Consider the following 18,836-nt stretch of genomic DNA (forward strand, 5'->3'; position numbering starts at 1 on the left):
TCTGCGGGAGAACAGACGTCGCCTCATCCGCCGCACCTCGCCCGTGCCACGTGCAGCTCCGGAGTGATCACCTCTCGGGTCTTCGGCAGCACGATCCGGCCGTCGAAGTCACAGAGGTAGAAGTTGAACCAGGAACCGTAAGAGGCGGTCCCCGTCAGCTTGTCGAGCTTGTTCGGCAGCCGCTTCAGCACGCCCTCCACGGTCCTCTCGTTGTCGTTCAGCGTCTTGGTCAGGTCGGTCAGCTCGGCGATGTCGCCCTTCAGCGGCGGCCGGGCGTCCTCCAGCAGACCGGAGGTCGCCTCGGTCAGCGCGCCGATGTTCTCCAGGGAGGAGCCGATCGGCTTGCGGTCGGCGGACAGTCCGGAGATCAGCCGCTGCAACTGTTTGAGCAGCGCGGAGAACCGGGCGCCGCGCTTGTCGAGGGTCTGCAGCGTGGTGTTGAGGTTGTCGATCACCGACCCGATCAGCTCGTCGCGGTCGGCGAGGGTCGTCGTCAGGGACGCGGTGTGCGCCAGCAGGCTGTTGACCGTGCCGCCCTCGCCCTGAAGCGTCTTGATGATGTTGCCGGCGAGCTGGTTGACGTCCTTGGGGCTGAGCGCGGCGAACAGCGGCTTGAAACCGCCCAGCAGCGCGTTCAGGTCGAGCGCCGGCTGCGTCCGGGTCAGCGGGATCGTCGCACCCGGCTTCAGCCGGGTCCCGTCGCCCGCGCCCTCGGTGAGGGCGACGTAGCGCTGTCCCACCAGGCTCCGGTAGCGGATGACCGCCCCGGTGCCGGTCAGCAGCGGCCGGTCACGGGTGACGGAGAACGTCACCTCGGCCAGCGTCCGGTCCTTGATCCTTATGGCCTCGACCTCACCGACGCGCACTCCCGCGACGCGGATGTCGTCGCCCTCCTCCAGGCTGGTGACATCGCTGAACACCGCGCGGTAGGTGTGCTCGGGAGTGAAGGAGATGTTGACGATCGTCGCCGCGAGCAGCGTCGTCGCCAGGATCGTCACCACGGCGAACAGCAGGAACTTGACCAGCGGGCCGGTGACCCGGGTGGCTCGTGAAGCCCTCATGCCACGCTCACCGCCGTCCCGCGTGCCATGGGCCCGAAGAGCAGTGTCGCCACCGCGGGCACCCGGTCGGCGGGCACCCCGAGGACCGGCGCGACCAGCGAGCCGACGGCCCGTTGCTCGGCCGCCGTCGCGGAGACCGAACCGCCCGAGGGCGGGCCGCCGGCAGCGACGTCCTTCGTACCGTCGTCGAGCTTGGTGTGTCCGGCCGGCACGGAAGGGCTGGGCACGCCTCTGCAGTCGGGGCCTGAGCGCTCGGCATAACGCGGTTCCTCACCGGGTCGGTACGCGGGTCGCGGACGGACGAATTCGAGGGTGATGCGCATCTCGCCGCCCCGGAACGCCTTCTCCGACTCCCTGCTCTGACGCTCGAGGCCCTTCAGGAGACACGGGTACTCGGGCGAGTAACGGGCGAAGAGGTCGAGGGTCGGGCGGGAGACCCGGCCCAGGGTGATCAGCCGCTCCCCGTTGTCGTCGAAGAACTTCTCCGCCGTCCCCGCGACCTTCGCCGTCCCGGTCAGGGCCGCGGCGATCTGCTCCCGCTTCTCCACCACGGTGCGGCTGGTGGTGATCGAGTTGCGCAGGATCCGCATCAGGTCCGGGGCCGCGTCGCCGTACACCTCTGCCACGTCCGCGAACCGCGAGATGTCCTCCTGGAGCGACGGCATGTGCGGATTCAGCCTGCTCAGATAGTGCTCCAGCCGTACGAGGTTGTCGCCGATACGGTCACCGCGTCCCTCCAGGGCGGTGGAGAACGCGTGGAGCGTCGCGTTGAGGTCCGCGGGCCGCACGGTCCGCAGCAGCGGCAGCAGGTCGTTCATCAGATGCTGCACCTCGATGCCGGCCCGGGTGCGGTCCTGTGTGATGACGTCCCCGGCCCGGATGTGCCGGCCGGAGGACCTGCCGGGCACCACCAGGTCGACGAACTTCTCGCCGAACAGCGTCTTGGGAAGCAGCCGGGCGTGCACATCGGCCGGGATGCTCGGCACATGCTCCGGCTTCAGCGCGATGTCCAGCGTCGCCTTCTCCCCGTCGGCCCGCACCTCGCGCACCTCGCCGACGAGCAGTCCGCGCAGTTTGACGTCGGCCCGCGGATCGAGCTGGTTGCCCAGGGTGTCCGCCTCCAGCGTGATGCGCACCACCGAGGTGAACACCTGCTGGTACACGGCCACCGACAGCGACAGCAGCAGGCCGATGACGACGAGGAACACCAGCCCGTACAACCGCAGCCGGCCGGTGTGTGCCGCGGCACTTCCTTGCTTGCCCATGGCCCCTACCCCGCTATCCGTACGGTCGTGTTGGCGCCCCAGATCGCCAGGCTGAGGAAGAAGTCGAGAATGTTGATCGCCACGATCGAGGTGCGCACGGCGCGGCCCACGGCGACACCGACACCGGCGGGGCCTCCGCTCGCGTAGTAGCCGTAGTAGCAGTGCACCAGGATGATCACGACGGCGAAGACGATCACCTTGCCGAAGGACCACAGCACGTCCACCGGCGGCAGATACTGCTGGAAGTAGTGGTCGTAGGTGCCGGCCGACTGCCCGTAGTAGGCCGTGGTGATCGTGCGAGCGGCGAAGTACGAGGACAGCAGGCCCACCACGTACAGCGGGATCACGGCGACGAACCCGGCGATCATCCGCGTCGTCACCAGGAACGGCAGCGACGGGACACCCATCACCTCCAGGGCGTCGGTCTCCTCGCTGATCCGCATGGCCCCGAGCTGCGCGGTGAACCCGGCACCCACCGTCGCGGACAAAGCGAGCCCCGCCACCAGCGGCGCGATCTCACGGGTGTTGAAGTACGCGGACAGGAAGGCCACGAAGTTCGACGTGCCGAGCTGGTTGAGCGCCGCGTACCCCTGCAGACCGACCTCGGTGCCGGTGAAGAACGACAGGAACGCGATCACCCCGACGGTGCCGCCGACGACGGCCAGCGCGCCCCGGCCGAAACTCACCTCGGCCAGCAGGCGCAGGGTCTCCTTCTTGTAGCGGCGCAGCGTACGGCCGGTCCAGGCCAGCGAACGGCCGTAGAAGACCAGCTGCCTGCCCGGCTCCTCCAGTTGCGGAGGCAGCAGACGGTTCATCAGCGGCATGCGCTCAGCCCCTCTGCGGAACGATCTGGAAGTACACGGCGGTCATCACGAAGTTCGTCACGAACAGCAACATGAAGGTGATGACCACCGACTGGTTCACCGCGTCGCCGACCCCCTTCGGACCGCCCTTCGCGGTCAGCCCCTTGTACGAGGCGACGATCGCGGCGATCGCGCCGAACACCAGGGCCTTCAGCTCCGCCGCCCACAGGTCGGAGAGCTGGGCGAGCGTGGTGAACGAGGCGAGATAGGCGCCGGGGGTGCCGTCCTGCAGCACCACGTTGAAGAAGTAGCCGCCCGCCACGCCGACGACCGAGACCAGGCCGTTGAGCAGCACCGCCACCAGCATCGTGGCCAGCACCCGCGGCACGACGAGCCGGTGGATCGGGTCGATGCCCAGCACCTGCATCGCGTCGATCTCCTCACGGATCTTGCGCGCGCCGAGATCCGCGCAGATCGCCGTACCGCCCGCACCCGCGATCAGCAGCGCCGTCACGATCGGCGACGCCTCCCGCAGCACCGCGAGCACCGACGCCGCACCCGAGAACGACTGCGCGCCCAACTGCCGGGTGAGACTGCCGATCTGCAACGCGATCACCGCTCCGAACGGGATCGACACCAGCGCCGTCGGCAGGATCGTCACACTCGCGACGAACCACGCCTGCTGGATGAACTCCCGCAACTGGAAAGGCCGCTTGGGGATGGTGCGCAGCACGTCCAGCCCCATGGCGAACAGGCTGCCCGAATGCCGCAGCGCCCCGGTCGGTGACAGGCTCATGCGCCGCCCACCTTTCCGCGTACCCGCCGCAGCCTCTCGCGGTCGGCGATCGCCTCCCAGCGGGGCGGCCGTTCTATGCCCTTGGTCGGCAGCAGCCGCGGCGTCAGCTCCGTCACCGCAGAAGCCGTTTCACCCCCCGCCCCCAGCTGCTCCAGCTCCTGCTCGATCTGCGCGGCGTCCTTCTCCTCCGCCATCCCGATCGGCCCCTGCATCCGTCCGTTCAGGAACTGCCGCACCACCGGCTCCTCGCTGGTCAGCAGCTGCTCCCGCGGCCCGAACATCACCAGCTCCCGCCGGAACAGCAGCCCGATGTTGTCCGGGACCTGCCGGGCGGAGGCGATGTCGTGCGTGACGATCAGGAACGTGGCGTCGATCTGCGCGTTGAGGTCGACGATCAGCTGGTTCAGATACGCCACCCGGACCGGGTCGAGGCCCGAGTCCGGCTCGTCGAAGAGGATGATCTCCGGGTCGAGCACGAGCGCGCGGGCGAGCCCGGCGCGCTTACGCATACCGCCGGATATCTCACCGGGCAGCTTGTCCTCCGCACCGATCAGCCCGACCATGTCCATCTTCTCGAGCACGATCCGCCGGACTTCGCTCTCCGGTTTGCGGGTGTGTTCGCGCAGCGGAAAGGCGATGTTGTCGTAGAGGTTCATCGACCCGAACAGCGCGCCGTCCTGGAACAGCACGCCGAAGAGCTTCCGCACGTCGTAGAGCTCGTGCTCGCGGAGGGAGGTGATGTCCTGGCCCGCAATCCGTATCGACCCGCGCTCTGGCCGCAGCAGGCCCACGAGCGTCTTCAGGAACACGGACTTCCCGGTGCCGGACGGCCCGAGCATGACGGACACCTCACCGGCGGGCAGGGTCAGGGACACGTCCTGCCAGATGACCTGGTGCCCGAAGGACTTGGTAAGCCCTTCCACACAGATCTCGACACCCATCCGGTACACCCTTCGTCCGTGGTCCGTGGTCCGTGGATCGGTCCGACATCTGCTCTACGGGGAGGGGTGGACGGTCCGTCGCGGCGGAACGAAGTTTTTTGCGGTGGCGGTGGCGGTGGCGGTGGCGGTGGCGGTGGCGGTGGCGGTGGCGGGCAGGGGCGAAGCCCTGCGGACGGAAGCCCTGCGGACGGTCGGGGCGGAGCCCGGTAGGCCCGCTGAGAGGGCACGGGGTCCGGGCGGTGCCCTGAGGGTGTTACGGGGCCCGGGGCCGGCCCTGGTTTCGGGAAGGGGCGGGGAGACGGCCCCGAGCAGCGGCCACGCCTCCCGCTTCGCCCCGCCCGCCTACGGCAACGGTGGCGTACTCGCAGAACCGACCCGCAGCACGGACGGCGGCACGGCGGACGCACCGGGCACCGACCCGGACGGAACCGACGGCGCCGGCAGCGGCGGGAGCGACGGCGCCGGCAGCATGGGCACCAGGTGGTCCGCCACGTCACCCACCGGCAGCCGCGCGACCCCCGGCGTGGACAGCGGCAGCGACGGCAGCGGCACGTCCGGCAACTCCGGCAGCGGAAGGCCCCGACGGCCGGCCGGGCGGACCGCGCCCCGTCCGTCGTCGCGCGTGGATCCGGAGGACGGGTCGGCCACGGCCTCGGGCACCGGACCACGGCCCTCCGCCGACGTGGGCGACTCGCCCGCCTCCGTGACGGCCGGCGACGGCCGCGTCGTCGGCTTGTCGCCGTCGTGCGCGTACGGCAGGACGAAGCCGGCCACCGCCAGCGTCGCCGCCGTCGACGCGAGCGCGACCGCCTGCGCGTTGCCGCCGCCCGGCCGGCCACGGCCGCAGAGCCACAGCACGAGACCCAGCGTCGCGGCGAGCGAGTTGCGCAGCGTGCGGCGGGCGCGGGCGAGCAGGGACTCGACGGTGCGGTAGCTCAGGCCCATCTTCGAGGCGACCTGCCCGACGTCCAGGTCCTCGGACTTCAGCCACAGGGCCTCCGCCTGCCGGGCGGGCAGCTCCGAGCTGCGCACGGCGAGCCACCGCGCCTCCGCCCGGTCGCAGACGGCCTCGTCCACGGGGACCGGCCCCGGGGGATGCAGCCGGGGGCTGGTGCGGACCTGGGCCTCCCGGTTGACCTGGCGGTGGCGGTCCACGCACAGCCGCATCGTCACGGTCGTCAGCCACGCGCCGAGCCGGTCGTCGTCGAGGTGGGGGTGCTCCGCGGCGCGCAGCATCGCCTCGTGCACGGCGTCCTCGGCGTCCTCGGGGGTCATCGAGCGGCGGCGGGCCACCTTGAGCAGGTCCTCCCGGTGGCTCCAGGCACGCTGCCAGCGTTCCTGGGACTCCTGCCCCGGCCGCCCACCGGGCTGGGCAGGCTGCATCTCCGTAGCCATGAGGGCCCCCTCGCTCGCGCACCCGCCGGCTGACGTCCCTGTCCGGCGGGTGGCGACATTACCGCCCGGTATCCGGGCTTGTGGAGGGGGCTGCGGCCATCGAGTCCGTTCCGTTGCTGGTCAGTCCGCCGGAGCCGGGCAATTCCACGTCCGGGAGCGGCACGGAGGGCACGGAGGGCAGCCCCGCCTCCGCCGGCCCAGGCTCGTCGGCCGGCGCACCGGTCGGCCGGGCCGACGCGGACGGAGAGGCGGCCGGCGACGGGGCCGGGGCGGTCGGGGGAGCGGGCCGGGGCCTCGCCGTACGCGCGGGCCCTGGCTCGGGCGCGACCGTCGCGGCGGGCGCGGCCGCGGGTGTCCGTGCGTACGAACCGCCCTGGTCGGGGACCACCCGGTGCCCGCCGAGGTAGTACGCGTACCAGGCCAGTACCGTCCGCAGATACGCGGTGGAGTGGTTGTAGCCGAGGACCGCCCGCTCCAGGTCCCCCGGCTCCGCCAGGTTCCGCCCGCCCGCGCACAGATAGCGTCCGGCGGCGAGGGCCGCGTCGAAGACGTTCTGCGGATCGGCCCGCCCGTCGCCGTTGCCGTCGGCGCCCCAAGCCGCCCAGGTGGCGGGGATGAACTGCATCGGTCCGACGGCCCGGTCGTAGCCCGTGTCCCCGTCGTGCACCCCGCCGTCGCTGTCCCGTATGAGCGCGAAGCCGTCGCCGTCGAGCCGCGGGCCGAGTATCGGCGGGCGGGCGGTGCCGTCGGCGGTGACCCGGCCGCCGCGGGCCTGCCCGGACTCGACCTGCCCGATCGCGGCGAGCAGTTCCCGGCGCAGACCGCACCCGGGGGCGCTGCCCGCGAGTGCCGTCTCGGCAGCCCGGTACGCGGCGAACACCGTCGTCGGAACCGCCCCTGCCGCTCCGCCGGATGCCGCCTCGACCACTCCGGCGGCCACCCCGGGCGACGTCCGCAGCGGCGGGAGTTCGGTGCGGTACGGGCTGTCGCCGGAGACGCTCGGCCCCGCCGGCAGTGGCGGCGGCTGCTGCCCCGCCGTGGCGACGGTGGCCCCCGGCGCCTGCGAGGCGGTGAGCGCCGCCATGGCAGCGGTGACGACCGCGGTCGCCCTGACCCCTCTGCGCGTACCTGCTGTCATGATGCAGTCCCCTCCCTGTGGCCGCCCGCCCTGACGGAACGAGGGGCCGGTGCGGCGTCCGTCGTCTGCTCTACGCGGCACCACGGCGGATCCGTCGCGTCATGACGTGCGTCTTCGTCCGGACCGGTGGCACAGGGCACGGGGCGAGGTCTACGGGACAAGCCCTAACGTGGAGGCATGGTGCGACTGAGAGTGGAGTTCACGACCGAGCCGTTCGATCTGGACGAGCCGCCGCCGCACGCCGTGGCGGTGCGCGAGGTCGTGCAGGGGGCGGATCTGGACGCGGTGGACGTCGGGCCGTTCGGCAACACGGCGGAGGGAGGCGCCGAGCAGGTCCTCGGCACGGTGGACGCGCTGCTGCGCAAGGCGCTGGAGAACGGGGCGACCCGGGTCTCCCTGCAGGTCAACGTGGTGGAGGGCGAGGGATGACGGCCCTGGACCACGCCCTCGCCCAGGCCGTGAAGCCGCTTGTCGACGCCATGGGCGGTGTGCTGATCGAGCCCGGCGAGGCGGCGGAGGACGACGTCGTACTGAGCTGGGAGGGCGAAGAGGTCCTCGCCGTGCGTCTTCCGCAGCTCGCGGACTCCCTGGATCACATCCTCGCGGCCTTGGAGCGGCGGCACGGGAGGCCGCTGGCGGAACTCGACCGCCGGACCAAGCAGTCGATCGTCAGGACGCTGGAGTCGCGGGGCGCGTTCTCCGTGCGGCACGGCGTGGAGACGGTGGCGGGCGCTCTCGGCGTCAGCCGCTTCACCGTCTACAACTACCTGAACCGGGAGAAGAGCCCGTCGGAGGGCTGACGCCCGGGTCGGCTCCGCCCTCGCGGCACAAGGCGCCGACCCAGACGGATGCCGGGGCCGGCGCCTGACGTGCGCTCGGCGCGATCAGGAAACGCCGGGTGCGGGCGCCTCGGCGGCGGCCAGCTCACCCGTCGTCGGCAGGTCGGCGGCGGCCAGCTCACCCGTCGTCGGCAGGTCGGCGGTGGGCAGGTCGCCCGTCGCCGGGATGTCGGCCAGTCCGGGCAGGTCGTCCGTCGCCGGGATGTCGGCCAGTCCGGGCAGGTCGTCCGTCGCCGGGATGTCGGCCACCCCGGGCAGGCCGCCGAGGCCGGGCAGCTCGCCTGCCGCCGGAGCCTGCACCGCGGGGAGTCCTCCGGTAGCCGGTAGCTCGCCCGGCGAGGGAACGTCACCCGTCGTCGGCAGCTCTCCCGTCGCCGGAAGGGGCGTCGTGGGCAGGTCGCCGAGGCCGGGCAGACTGCCGATGATGCCGTCGAGGATGCCGGTCACTGTGCCGAGGGTGCCGTTGACCGTGCCGAGGAGGCTCGCCAGCAGGTTGTTGAGTGCTGTGGTGAGGTCGGCGAGGGGGTCGCTCGCTGCGGCGGCCGACACCTGAAGGGTGCCGGCCTGTGCGGCGGGGAGGGCCTGCGTGGCGGAGGCGGCCTGTGCGGCGGAGGCGGCCTGTGCGGCGGAGGCGGCCTGTGCGGGGGTGGCGAGGGCGACGGCGCCGAGGCCGAGAAGGGTGCTTGCTGCCGTACAGGCGGCGAAGCGGCGAACGCTTTTCATGTGCATGCTCCTGCAAATCCGACATCGTTGTCGGTGGTACGGGGCGCCGGAGGCAACCCTCCAGTCGAATGGGGACTTTTCAGACACTAGGCGCGGCGGGACGGTGCGGCCCGGTGTGATGCTGCAACGGTGGCAATGGTCCGGCCGGGCGCGCCTGCGATCGGCGCGGTCGCGCCTTCCGCCGGTGCTATTTGTGACCCCAAGTTTTCAACAAAGTGTTGACGTCGCGTTGCCGAAGGGCGTTAGCTATCCGCAGCCCGTCCGACGCACCGCGATGAACAAGCCACGGAGGCTCCCGTGACGTCACTTCCGAACCCGGGCCTCGCCCGGTTCAACGCCTCCGAGGACAGTGTGGCCCTGGCCGCCCTGCATGAGGTCTGTGCCAGTTCGGCATGGGGGAGCAAACTGCTCGCCCAGCGACCGTACGCCGACACCGAGGCCCTCCTCCGGGCCGGCGACGCCGCCATGGCGGAGCTGACCGCGGAGGATCTGGCCGAGGCGATGGCCGGTCACCCGCCGATCGGCCGGCCCAAGCCCGGAGACCCGACCTCCTCCCGCGAACAGAGCGGGATGGCCGACGCCTCCGAAGCGCTCAAGGCCGAAATGCTCGAGCTGAACCTTGCCTACCAGGACAAGTTCGGCCATGTCTTCCTGATCTGCGCCACCGGCCGCACCGGGGAGCAGATGCGGGACGCCCTCCGCGAGCGGATCGACAACTCGCCCGACCGGGAGCGGGAGATCGTCCGCACCGAACTGGGCAAGATCAACCGAATCCGTCTGAACCGTCTCGTAGAGCAGGAGATGACCGCATGAGCACGGCAACCACCGCCTCGGTGTCCACGCACATCCTGGACACCAGCGTCGGCCGCCCCGCGGAAGGCGTCGCCGTATCGCTGTCGGCCCGCAGCGGCCACAAGGCGCGGTGGGTGCCGCTCGGCGGCTCCGCCACCGACGCGGACGGGCGGTGCAAGGACCTTCCGGCGCTGCCGGAAGGCACGACACACGTACGTCTCGACTTCGAGACCGAGGCGTACTTCACGCGTTCAATCACCACAGTGAAGCAAGCCGATGCGCAGCAGGACGCCCCCGCGAATCGGGACAGCGGTGCATCCGGTGTGTTCTTCCCGGAGGTGGCGATCACCTTCGCCGTCGTGCCGGGCGAGCACTACCACGTACCGCTGCTGCTCAACCCGTTCGGCTACTCCGTTTACCGAGGGAGCTAGCAGACATGCCCACGATTCTCGGCCAGAACCAGTACGGCAAAGCAGAGAACCGAGTCGTCAAGATCACGCGGGACGGCGACACCCACCACATCAAGGACCTGAACGTCTCCGTCGCCCTCTCCGGCGACATGGACGACGTGCACTACTCCGGCTCCAACGCCAATTGCCTGCCGACCGACACCACCAAGAACACGGTGTACGCGTTCGCCAAGGAGTACGGCATAGAGTCCGCCGAGCAGTTCGGCATCCACCTCGCCCGTCACTTCGTGACGAGCCAGGAGCCGATCCACCGGGCGCGCATCCGCATCGAGGAGTACGCCTGGGAGCGCATCGAGACCTCCGACGGCAACTCGAAGTTCATCGGGGCCGACGAGGTCAAGCATTCCTTCGTCCGCAAGGGCCAGGAGACCCGCACCACCCAGATCACCTTCGACGGTGAGCAGTGGGAGGTCGTCTCCGGTCTGAAGGACCTGACCGTGATGAACTCGACCAACTCCGAGTTCTGGGGCTACGTCAAGGACCGGTACACGACCCTCAAGGAGGCGTACGACCGCATCCTGGCCACCCAGGTCGCCGCCCAGTGGCGCTACAACTGGACCTCTGACGAGGACCGGATGCCCAACTGGGACAAGTCCTACACCCAGGCCAAGAAGCACATGCTCGAGGCATTCGCGGAGACGTACTCCCTGTCGCTGCAGCAGACCTTGTACCAGATGGGTTCGCGCATCATCAACAGCCGGAGCGAGATCGACGAGATCCGCTTCTCGCTGCCGAACAAGCACCACTTCCTGGTGGATCTGGAGCCGTTCGGCCTCAAGAACGACAACGAGGTCTACTTCGCGGCGGACCGCCCGTACGGCCTGATCGAGGCCACCGTCCTGCGGGACGGTGTCGAGCCGAAGATCCCGGTGGACATGACCAACCTCTGACGCGGTAACGGCCCACCCCCGCCCGCAGCCGGGCGGGGGCGGGCCGGACCGGAGGACTTTCATGGCACAGCGGCTCGTACCCGCCGGTGCGGGCACCGTTCGGCTCGCCGCGCCCGGCCTCAGACGGGTTCTCCCACCCGGGCCCAGACCGAGCCGGGCCCCGAAATCAGTGCCGGAGCGCCCGTCGTGGTGACGCCCGACCTGTTCCTCCACCCCCTCGGCACCCGCAGCCGCACGGCCGCAGCACTCAAATGCTCCTAGGGTCCTGCCGTGCCCACATCGCCGCTCACAGAAGAAGGAAGCACCATGGCACCTTCGGCAGCCCACGACGGCGCTCCCGAGCGCATCGTCATCGAGAACTGCGCGATCGCCACCGTCGACGCCGACGACACCGAATACGCCTTCGGGCACGTCGTCGTCGCCGGCAACCGGATCGAGTCCGTCGGCGCGGGCAAGGCACCGGACGGCCTGGAAGGCGTAGCTCGCCGCATCGACGGCACCGGCCACCTCGTCACCCCCGGCCTGGTCAACACCCACCACCACTTCTACCAGTGGATCACCCGCGGTCTCGCCACCGACCACAACCTCTTCAACTGGCTGGTGGCGCTCTACCCGACCTGGGCCCGCATCGACGAGCCGATGGTCCGCGCCGCGGCGCAGGGCTCGCTCGCGATGATGGCGCGCGGTGGTGTCACCACCGCCATGGACCACCACTACGTCTTCCCGCAGGGCTCCGGCGACCTGTCCGGCGCGATCATCGGCGCCGCCCGCGAGATGGGCGTGCGGTTCACCCTCGCCCGCGGTTCCATGGACCGCGGCACGTCGGACGGCGGTCTGCCGCCGGACTTCGCGGTCGAGTCCCTCGACGGCGCGCTCGCCGGCACCGAGGCGACGATCGACACGCACCACGACTCCTCCTTCGACGCCATGACCCAGATCGCGGTCGCCCCCTGCTCCCCGTTCTCCGTCAGCACCGAACTGATGCGCCGGGGCGCGGAGCTGGCCCGGCGCAAGGGCGTGCGGCTGCACACCCACGGCTCGGAGACCGTCGAGGAGGAGGAGTTCTGCAAGGAGCTCTTCGGGATGGGGCCGACCGACTACTTCGAGTCGACGGGCTGGCTGGGCTCCGACGTGTGGATGGCGCACTGCGTCCACATGAACGACTCGGACATCGCCGCCTTCGCCCGTACCGGCACCGGCGTCGCGCACTGCCCCTCCTCCAACGCGCGTCTGGCCGCCGGCATCGCCCGCGTGCCCGACATGCTGAAGGCCGGCGTACCGGTGGGTCTCGGCGTCGACGGCACCGCGTCCAACGAGTCCGGCGAGCTGCACACCGAGCTGCGCAACGCCCTGCTGATCAACCGGCTCGGCGCCCACCGCGAGGCGGCCCTGAACGCCCGCCAGGCGCTGCGGCTCGGCACCTACGGCGGTGCGCAGGTCCTCGGACGTGCCGACCAGATCGGATCCCTCGAGCCCGGCAAGCTCGCGGACCTGGTGCTGTGGAAGCTCGACACGCTTGCTCATTCCTCCATCGCCGACCCCGTGGTCGCCCTCGTCTTCGGCGCGGCGGCCCCGGTCTCACTCTCCCTCGTCGACGGCACCCCCGTCGTCGAGGCGGGCCACCTCACCACGGTGGACGAGGACGCCATCGCCCGCTCCACGCGGGACGAGGCGCAGCGCCTGGCGCGGATCGCCGCCCAGGACTGACCCCCAAGGTAGTCCGGTCGAGGGGGACGGCCCTCGACCGGCGGCCGTGGACCCGAGCGGGGCCCACGGCAGCCGTCGCCGGGAGGTGCGTGCGGAGCACGTACGCACCTCCCGGTGGTGGTGACACGTGCCCACCCGGCACACGGCACCACCCGCACCACCGGTTCGGGCGATCCGGTATGTGCATCTGCACCACCTGCACCACCTCCTTGACACCACATGTCCCCGACGACGTGTTACCCGACCGGAGGCACCGCCGTGGCCGCGCAATCACCGACCGCCGATGCACCTGAAGAACCCGACCGCAAGCACCCGGTCGACGAGAAACTCCCGCCCGTCAAGATGTTCACCAGCGGCCTGCAGCATGTGGCCGCCATGTACGCGGGTGTGGTGGCCCCGCCGATGATCGTGGGGCCCGCCGTCGGCCTCGACGCCAAGGACACCGCGTTCCTGATGGGCGCCAGCCTGTTCACCGCGGGTATAGCCACCCTGCTCCAGACGATCGGCTTCTGGCGCGTCGGCGCCCGGCTGCCGTTCGTCAACGGCGTCTCGTTCGCCGGTGTCACCCCGATGGTCGCCATCGGCAGGGACCGCGGCTACGACGGCATCGCCGTCATCTTCGGCGCGATCATCGTCGCCAGTGTGCTGGGTTTCGTACTCACCCCGTACTTCTCCAAACTGGTCCGCTTCTTCCCGCCCGTCGTCACCGGCACGGTCATCACCCTCATCGGCGTGTCCCTGCTGCCGGTCGCCTTCAACTGGTCGCAGGGCGGCAACTCCACCGCCGACGACTACGGGTCCATGCAGAACATCGGCATGGCGGCGCTGACGTTCGCGATCGTGCTGGCCCTGCGCAAACTGCTGCGGGGCTTCCTCCAGCAGATCGCCATCCTGCTCGGCCTGGTCATCGGCACGGTCGTCGCCGTCCCGCTGGGCATGACCAGCATGGACGCGATGTCGGACGCCGGGATCGTCGGCTTCCCCACGCCGTTCCACTTCGGCGCACCGCAGTTCGAGATCGCCGCCATCATCTCGATGTGCATCGTGATGCTGGTCTGTATGACGGAGTCCACCGCCGACATGCTCGCCCTCGGCCGGATCGTCGACCGCCCGGCGGACGAGCGGGTCATCGAGGGCGGCCTGCGTGCCGACACCCTCGGAAGCGCCATCAGCCCGCTGTTCAACGGTTTCATGTGCAGTGCCTTCGCCCAGAACATCGGCCTGGTGGCGATGACGAAGGTGCGCAGCCGCTTCGTCGTCGCCGCGGGCGGCGGCATCCTGATCCTGCTCGGCCTGTGCCCGGTGGCGGCGTCCGTGATCGCGCTCGTACCCCTTCCGGTCCTCGGCGGCGCGGGCATCGTCCTGTTCGGCACGGTCGCCGCGAGCGGCATCCAGACCCTGGCCACGGCCGCGCTGGAGAAGGGCGAGAACGCGCTGATCGTCGCCGCCGCCGTCGGCATCGGCCTGATCCCGATCGCCGCGCCGCAGTTCTACCATGCCTTCCCCGAGGACCTGCTCGTCGTCCTCGACTCGGGCATCTCGACCGGCTGCATCGTGGCGATCCTGTTGAACCTCGCCTTCAACCACTTCGGCGGGAAGAGGGGCGCGCGGGAGCAGCCCACGGGGGACGGGGCCGGTTCCACGGCCCCGGCGCCGGCCGCCGTCGTGCACTGAGCCCGGTGGGCGCACACGTGAACGACCGCGCCCGGGTGGGGCCGTCACAAGGACGGCCCCACCCGGGCGCACGCCGCTCAGGCGGTGTTGTTGGCCAGTGCCATCAGCCTGGTCATGGTGCCGTTGAACTTGTTGCGGTCCACGTCCCCCGAGACGCCGCTGACCCGGCCGGTCGCGGTGTACTGCCAGAAGGTCCAGGTGGGGAAGCCGCTGGGGACGGTGGGGCTGCCGACGCCCCGGTGGGCGATCCACAGGGGTGGCCGGAAGTCCCTGAGGACCAGACCTGTGGCGACGTTGCGGAGCTGCGGAAACGCGCGGAGCGCACGGCAACTTTCAGGCGTGCCGCCCCGTACTTTCTACTCGCGTAGCCCCGGAGCGGCTCCCCGTGCCGCGGTCACCGACCCGGCCACGCCATCAGATTGCTGAAAAGCTCCGCCTGCTCGATCGCGTCGTCCAGGGCATGGTGCGTGTGCCGCCGCGCAGAGAGCAGCTCCCGCGGCATCGCCCCCTTCGACACCGCGCGCAGCGGCAGCCGCGCCTTCGTCGCGAACAGCGTCTTCATGTCCAGGCAGCCCGAGTGCCCGAACGGACTCGAGCCGGTGAACCGCACCAGGTACCAGTACAGGAACATCCAGTCGTACGGCGCCGGATAGCCGCACATCACCGGCTGCGCGCCCCCGTGCACCTCTCGCAGCCCCTCCACCCAGGCGCCGAACTCCGCCATGGCGAGGGCCGGATCGCACCCCTCGGCCGCCAGGCGCTCGCGGTCGAGACCACTCACCGCGAGCGCCTTCGGGTCGAACTCCTCGGAGACGGGTCGCAGTTCGCGGTAGAACGTGTGCTTCTCCGGGTCGCATGGCTCGTATCCCGCACCGTCCTGGCGGCCCGCCACCGCCGCACCGAAACTGAGCATCGAGTACGGACCGGGGACCGGCCCGTCGGCCTCGATGTCGACGGAGATGTAGAGACTGGGCTTCATACGGTGTGTCATGGCCAGAAGCTTCGCAGCAGTACCTGCCCGGACTCACTCGCATTTCCGGGCGCGTGCCTCGTCCGCCGCCGGGCGCGGTGCGTCAGTCGCCGGGCCGCGCCGGGAGGAGTCGCGCTCCGTCCGCCGCCGGGCCGCCGGGCGCGGCCCTCAGTCGCCGGGCCGCCAGTCCGGACGCCGACCGCTGAGGCCGACCACCCGGTCCAGCAGCGTCGCGTCGTCCGGCACGGCCACCGGCGGACCGAAGATCCCCTCGCGCAGCGAGTCGTCGTCCGTCGTCCGGACGATCTCGTACGACACCGCCGCGCTCGCCTCACCGGGGTCGTACTCCTGCCCCGTCGCCCGCGCCAGGTCCCAGCCGTGGATCACGAGTTCGTTGAGCGCGACGCTGCCCGCGACCGAGGCGGGCAGGTCCACGCCGCCGGCCCGGGCCATGCCCTCCCACGCCTCCGGCCGGCGCCATGCCTCGGCGAGCTCGTCCAGCCGCACCGGGAGCGTGGTGCGCCAGGCGTCGTCCAGGACCGGGAGCGCCGTGTCCGGACTGGTGTCGGTCGTCTGCCCGAGGTCCTTGCGGGCCGCATCCCGGAAGGCGAGGGACAGCCCGTCGATGTGGGCCAGCAGCTCCCTGACGGCGTACTTCGGGCAGGGCGTCGGATCGCCCAGCTGCTCGTCGCGGACGGCGCCGACGAGCCGGGTCACGGCACGGGCGGCGGGTGTGAGGTCGGGCTGGGGTGTGCTGTCGGAAGTGTCCATGCAGTCGTGACCGGCCGCCGCACCGAAATTCATCGCCGCACTGAAACTCATTGCCGTACTGAAGCTCATCGCCGCGCCGAAGCTCATCGCCGTGTCGGCACCCGGCGCCGCGTCGGAACTCGTAAGCGCCGTGGGATCTCCCCGCCGGACGGGACTGCCGTGACCGACCGAGGGGTGCTCGGAGGGCCACCGCGTACAGGGTGGGCTGCTCCGACTTCACGTGGTCGGCGGCGGCGAACGCCGGGACCGCCCCCGGCGAGGACACACCGCCTGCCCGGCACACCCGCCTGCCCTCCCGCCCTGCCCTCCCGAGACCCCCGACCGCCGTCGGCTCGGACCCCCGCTCCCGGTCACACGGGCCTTCTCCGACTCGTCGCTCGCCCGATCGGGCTAACCCGGGGCACGGAAGGATCACCGGCGCCGTCCGCCCTCATACGCTCCACAGGTGACTCGTACCAACGCCCTGAACACCGGCCGCGACGACTTCCTCGCCTGGGCGAGGCGGGAAAGAGGCGTCGAACTGCCCGCGCGCCTCACCGACGCGGTGCTGACGATGCTCGCGCTGCGCGGCGCCGACCGCAGGGCCGGTGTGCCTGAACCGTCGCCCCGGCTGCTGCACCAGGTCCTGCACGAGGACCTCCCGCAGTTGCTGTGCGCCGGGGACGGCGAGCTGGACGCCGTACCGGACGTGCTCACCGCGCTCGCCGACCGCGTCCGGGCCGCGGGCCGCCTCAACGCCAAGCGCCACGCGCGGCTGCTCGCCGCCGTCGAGGACACCCTCCCCGGCTTCCGCCGCGCCATGGCCGACCCGGAGAACCTGACCTGGCACCGCTGGTACGCGTCGCTGCTGATCGCCGACGGCGTCGACGCGGACGACGCCGCCGCCGTACGCGCCTGGCTCGCCGCCCACGAGAGCACGCCGCACGCCGACCGGCCGGCCCTGCCCGAGCCGCTGCACCGCTCCGACCTGGCCGAGCGGACGTTCACCGTGCGGACCCGCCTCGACGAAGCGCTGCTCGCCGCCTTCGCCCGCGACACCAGCGAGGCGTCCCCGGCCGGCCCGCTGCTGCCGACACCCCCGCTGGACGCCGACCGCCCCGACGACGCGCTCGCCGGAGAACTGGACTCCATCGCCGACGGGTTGACCGACCGGTGGACTGCCGCCGGTCTCGCGGAGGCGTTCGCCACACGGCACACCGCGCTCGCCCCCGGGCCGGAGGCGATGCCGCACGTCGCGCTCGCCGACCGCATGCTCGACGAGCACCTCGACTACTACGGCGACTCCTCGGTCCCGCTGCCGCCCCCGCCCGCCGTCCCGGCGCCGGACGAGATCCGGGGCCTGCTGCACGCCGCCCCGCTGCCCGCGGCACTGGCGGCCGGGACCTTCGACGACGAACTGCGCGAAGTCGCGGAACGCTGCGGGCTGCCCGGCCCGGCCACCGCCGTGTGGACCGACGGCACCACACAGGAACTCCTCGAACTGGCGGCCGACATCCTCGCGGCGCAGGCGGAACGGCTGCCCCTGGTCAGCGGTCCCGAGGAGGCGTACTCGTTCGACGCCGCGCACATCCTCTACTCGCTCTACGAACGCGGCGGCACCCCCGACTCCGTCGCCCGCAAGGTCGCCGACGCGAAGGACGGCGGCGTACCGCCCGAACTGGAGGACGCACCCACCCCGGTCCCCGACAGCGCCCCGGCCGCCTACGAGACCCCGTCGCCGGAGGAGCTGTCCGTCCTGCTCGGGATGCCCGGCCGTACGGAGGCCGACCGTGCCGAACTCGACGCCCCCGCCCGCGGCCTGGCGGCACTCATCGATCAACTGGCCGCCACCGGATGCCTGTTCCGCACCGGCGACACCTACGGACTCACGCCGCTCGGCGCCGCCGCCATGCGCCATGTGTTCACCGCCGGTCATGTGGCCGCGCCCGACCAGGCCACCGTCACCAGTTGGGACGCGGCCCGGACCGTCGCCGCGACCCGCCACTGGCCCACCCGTCTCGCCGCCGCCGCGCTCGCCGCCTGGGCTGCGCGCCGCGGCTCCACGGACGCGGCCTGGGCCGAGCTGCTCGCCGCGGTCTCCGCGGCCAAGGCGGACGACGTCAACGCCGCACGTACGTCCGAGTCGTTCGCCCGCCTCGACCTCGCGGCGGTCCCCGGCGCGGCGCTCCGCGCGGCCCTCACCGACCCGGTGACCGGCGCCGCCGCCCGCAGGCTGCTCGTGGCCCGTGGGGAGTCGGTCCCCGAGGACGCGGTTCCGCTCACCGCACGCGCCACGGTGCTCGTCGAGGAGCTGGACGGATGCTGGATCGACGACATGCTCAGCCATGTGAAGCGCCGAGAGGACGCGGGCGACACCGGCATCCCCCGGCCGGACGACATCGTGCCGACGACCCTGCTCCCCGCCTTCGACACGGCGGCCGCCGCGTGGCCGGGGGGCGCCGGCGCCCTCGTCGACGCCCTCGCGGAGGCCGACCCCGGCACCTCGTACCGCATCCTGGGCACCCTGCACGCCCACCACCCGGACCGCACGGTCGCGGACGCGGCGGCGCACGCCAAGAAGCAGGCGCGGCGGGCCCTGTCCCGGCGGCGCGACTGACGTCC

At 71.5% G+C, this 18,836-nt stretch carries 18 protein-coding genes and 1 pseudogene; 8 read left to right on the forward strand and 11 right to left on the reverse strand.

Features of this window, described 5'->3' with window-relative positions; genetic code table 11:
* Nucleotides 1–23: 23 nt before the first annotated feature.
* The 7 genes from AB0903_RS06890 to AB0903_RS06920 all read right to left on the reverse strand — a co-directional run bounded on the left by AB0903_RS06890 (nucleotide 24) and on the right by AB0903_RS06920 (nucleotide 7,399).
* Nucleotides 24–1,061, reverse strand: a complete 1,038-nt coding sequence (locus tag AB0903_RS06890; RefSeq protein ID WP_366699723.1) for an MlaD family protein — start codon at nucleotides 1,059–1,061, stop codon at nucleotides 24–26.
* Complete coding sequence (locus AB0903_RS06895) at nucleotides 1,058–2,326, reverse strand: MCE family protein (protein WP_366699725.1); 1,269 nt, start codon at nucleotides 2,324–2,326, stop codon at nucleotides 1,058–1,060. Before AB0903_RS06895 ends, AB0903_RS06890 begins: the two co-directional genes overlap by 4 nt.
* Nucleotides 2,327–2,331: 5 nt before the next feature.
* Nucleotides 2,332–3,150 (reverse strand): ABC transporter permease, encoded by an 819-nt coding sequence (locus AB0903_RS06900; protein WP_366699727.1) that lies wholly within the window; start codon nucleotides 3,148–3,150, stop codon nucleotides 2,332–2,334.
* Between the two features lie 4 nt (nucleotides 3,151–3,154).
* Nucleotides 3,155–3,925, reverse strand: coding sequence for an ABC transporter permease (locus tag AB0903_RS06905; RefSeq protein ID WP_366699729.1), 771 nt, complete (start codon nucleotides 3,923–3,925; stop codon nucleotides 3,155–3,157).
* Nucleotides 3,922–4,866, reverse strand: coding sequence for an ABC transporter ATP-binding protein (locus AB0903_RS06910; protein ID WP_366699731.1), 945 nt, complete (start codon nucleotides 4,864–4,866; stop codon nucleotides 3,922–3,924). Before AB0903_RS06910 ends, AB0903_RS06905 begins: the two co-directional genes overlap by 4 nt.
* A gap of 342 nt (nucleotides 4,867–5,208) precedes the next feature.
* Nucleotides 5,209–6,261 carry a sigma-70 family RNA polymerase sigma factor gene (locus tag AB0903_RS06915; protein WP_366699733.1) on the reverse strand — a complete coding sequence of 351 codons (1,053 nt, stop codon included), beginning with the start codon at nucleotides 6,259–6,261 and terminating at the stop codon, nucleotides 5,209–5,211.
* Nucleotides 6,262–6,319: 58 nt separating this feature from the next.
* The gene (locus AB0903_RS06920) at nucleotides 6,320–7,399 is read right to left on the reverse strand and encodes a lytic murein transglycosylase (RefSeq protein ID WP_366699735.1); all 1,080 of its coding nucleotides are present in this window, start codon (nucleotides 7,397–7,399) and stop codon (nucleotides 6,320–6,322) included.
* Between the two features lie 180 nt (nucleotides 7,400–7,579).
* Between AB0903_RS06920 and AB0903_RS06925 the strand changes: the two genes are divergently transcribed.
* Nucleotides 7,580–7,828 carry a hypothetical protein gene (locus AB0903_RS06925; RefSeq protein WP_366699903.1) on the forward strand — a complete coding sequence of 83 codons (249 nt, stop codon included), beginning with the start codon at nucleotides 7,580–7,582 and terminating at the stop codon, nucleotides 7,826–7,828.
* On the forward strand, nucleotides 7,825–8,199 hold the full coding sequence (locus tag AB0903_RS06930; RefSeq protein ID WP_366699737.1) for a helix-turn-helix domain-containing protein: 375 nt from the start codon (nucleotides 7,825–7,827) through the stop codon (nucleotides 8,197–8,199). The genes AB0903_RS06925 and AB0903_RS06930 overlap by 4 nt, the downstream gene beginning before the upstream one ends.
* 84 nt (nucleotides 8,200–8,283) lie before the next feature.
* On the opposite strand, the gene AB0903_RS06935 is transcribed toward AB0903_RS06930, so the two are convergent.
* Nucleotides 8,284–8,961 carry a hypothetical protein gene (locus tag AB0903_RS06935; RefSeq protein ID WP_366699739.1) on the reverse strand — a complete coding sequence of 226 codons (678 nt, stop codon included), beginning with the start codon at nucleotides 8,959–8,961 and terminating at the stop codon, nucleotides 8,284–8,286.
* Between the two features lie 297 nt (nucleotides 8,962–9,258).
* Here AB0903_RS06935 and uraD point away from each other — a divergent pair, with 297 nt between their 5' ends.
* The 5 genes from uraD (at nucleotide 9,259) to AB0903_RS06960 (ending at nucleotide 14,494) form a co-directional block, all read left to right on the forward strand.
* Nucleotides 9,259–9,774: a 2-oxo-4-hydroxy-4-carboxy-5-ureidoimidazoline decarboxylase gene (uraD, locus tag AB0903_RS06940; protein ID WP_366699741.1), complete on the forward strand. Its 516-nt coding sequence runs from the start codon at nucleotides 9,259–9,261 to the stop codon at nucleotides 9,772–9,774.
* Entirely contained in the window at nucleotides 9,771–10,184 is a 414-nt protein-coding gene (uraH, locus tag AB0903_RS06945; protein WP_366699743.1) for a hydroxyisourate hydrolase, read from the forward strand. The genes uraD and uraH overlap by 4 nt, the downstream gene beginning before the upstream one ends.
* A 5-nt stretch (nucleotides 10,185–10,189) precedes the next feature.
* On the forward strand, nucleotides 10,190–11,113 hold the full coding sequence (pucL, locus tag AB0903_RS06950) for a factor-independent urate hydroxylase (protein WP_366699745.1): 924 nt from the start codon (nucleotides 10,190–10,192) through the stop codon (nucleotides 11,111–11,113).
* A 306-nt stretch (nucleotides 11,114–11,419) separates the two neighbouring features.
* On the forward strand, nucleotides 11,420–12,820 hold the full coding sequence (locus AB0903_RS06955) for an 8-oxoguanine deaminase (protein WP_366699747.1): 1,401 nt from the start codon (nucleotides 11,420–11,422) through the stop codon (nucleotides 12,818–12,820).
* A 258-nt stretch (nucleotides 12,821–13,078) separates the two neighbouring features.
* A complete protein-coding gene (locus tag AB0903_RS06960) occupies nucleotides 13,079–14,494 on the forward strand; it encodes a nucleobase:cation symporter-2 family protein (protein WP_366699749.1) in 1,416 nt (471 codons plus the stop codon).
* Nucleotides 14,495–14,571: 77 nt separating this feature from the next.
* Here the strand turns inward: AB0903_RS06960 and AB0903_RS06965 are convergent.
* The 3 genes and pseudogenes from AB0903_RS06965 to AB0903_RS06975 all read right to left on the reverse strand — a co-directional run.
* Nucleotides 14,572–14,745: pseudogene (locus AB0903_RS06965) on the reverse strand (lysozyme); the annotation flags it as partial.
* A 143-nt stretch (nucleotides 14,746–14,888) separates the two neighbouring features.
* Complete coding sequence (locus tag AB0903_RS06970) at nucleotides 14,889–15,485, reverse strand: exonuclease (RefSeq protein WP_366699751.1); 597 nt, start codon at nucleotides 15,483–15,485, stop codon at nucleotides 14,889–14,891.
* 147 nt (nucleotides 15,486–15,632) lie between these two features.
* On the reverse strand, nucleotides 15,633–16,235 hold the full coding sequence (locus AB0903_RS06975) for a TIGR03086 family metal-binding protein (RefSeq protein ID WP_366699904.1): 603 nt from the start codon (nucleotides 16,233–16,235) through the stop codon (nucleotides 15,633–15,635).
* Nucleotides 16,236–16,680: 445 nt separating this feature from the next.
* Between AB0903_RS06975 and AB0903_RS06980 the strand changes: the two genes are divergently transcribed.
* A complete protein-coding gene (locus AB0903_RS06980; protein ID WP_366699753.1) occupies nucleotides 16,681–18,831 on the forward strand; it encodes a hypothetical protein in 2,151 nt (716 codons plus the stop codon).
* Nucleotides 18,832–18,836 lie beyond the last annotated feature (5 nt).

This window comes from Streptomyces sp. NPDC048389 (assembly GCF_040706335.1).
Taxonomy (GTDB): domain Bacteria; phylum Actinomycetota; class Actinomycetes; order Streptomycetales; family Streptomycetaceae; genus Streptomyces.

Excerpts from the sequence above, each read along its gene's own strand:
- AB0903_RS06890 (WP_366699723.1), bottom strand. The coding sequence starts at position 1,061 with ATGAGGGCTTCACGAGCCACCCGGGTCACCGGCCCGCTGGTCAAGTTC.
- AB0903_RS06895 (WP_366699725.1), bottom strand. The coding sequence starts at position 2,326 with ATGGGCAAGCAAGGAAGTGCCGCGGCACACACCGGCCGGCTGCGGTTG.
- AB0903_RS06900 (WP_366699727.1), bottom strand. The coding sequence starts at position 3,150 with ATGCCGCTGATGAACCGTCTGCTGCCTCCGCAACTGGAGGAGCCGGGC.
- AB0903_RS06905 (WP_366699729.1), bottom strand. The coding sequence starts at position 3,925 with ATGAGCCTGTCACCGACCGGGGCGCTGCGGCATTCGGGCAGCCTGTTC.
- AB0903_RS06910 (WP_366699731.1), bottom strand. The coding sequence starts at position 4,866 with ATGGGTGTCGAGATCTGTGTGGAAGGGCTTACCAAGTCCTTCGGGCAC.
- AB0903_RS06915 (WP_366699733.1), bottom strand. The coding sequence starts at position 6,261 with ATGGCTACGGAGATGCAGCCTGCCCAGCCCGGTGGGCGGCCGGGGCAG.
- AB0903_RS06920 (WP_366699735.1), bottom strand. The coding sequence starts at position 7,399 with ATGACAGCAGGTACGCGCAGAGGGGTCAGGGCGACCGCGGTCGTCACC.
- AB0903_RS06930 (WP_366699737.1), top strand. The coding sequence starts at position 7,825 with ATGACGGCCCTGGACCACGCCCTCGCCCAGGCCGTGAAGCCGCTTGTC.
- AB0903_RS06935 (WP_366699739.1), bottom strand. The coding sequence starts at position 8,961 with ATGAAAAGCGTTCGCCGCTTCGCCGCCTGTACGGCAGCAAGCACCCTT.
- uraH (WP_366699743.1), top strand. The coding sequence starts at position 9,771 with ATGAGCACGGCAACCACCGCCTCGGTGTCCACGCACATCCTGGACACC.
- pucL (WP_366699745.1), top strand. The coding sequence starts at position 10,190 with ATGCCCACGATTCTCGGCCAGAACCAGTACGGCAAAGCAGAGAACCGA.
- AB0903_RS06955 (WP_366699747.1), top strand. The coding sequence starts at position 11,420 with ATGGCACCTTCGGCAGCCCACGACGGCGCTCCCGAGCGCATCGTCATC.
- AB0903_RS06970 (WP_366699751.1), bottom strand. The coding sequence starts at position 15,485 with ATGACACACCGTATGAAGCCCAGTCTCTACATCTCCGTCGACATCGAG.
- AB0903_RS06975 (WP_366699904.1), bottom strand. The coding sequence starts at position 16,235 with ATGGACACTTCCGACAGCACACCCCAGCCCGACCTCACACCCGCCGCC.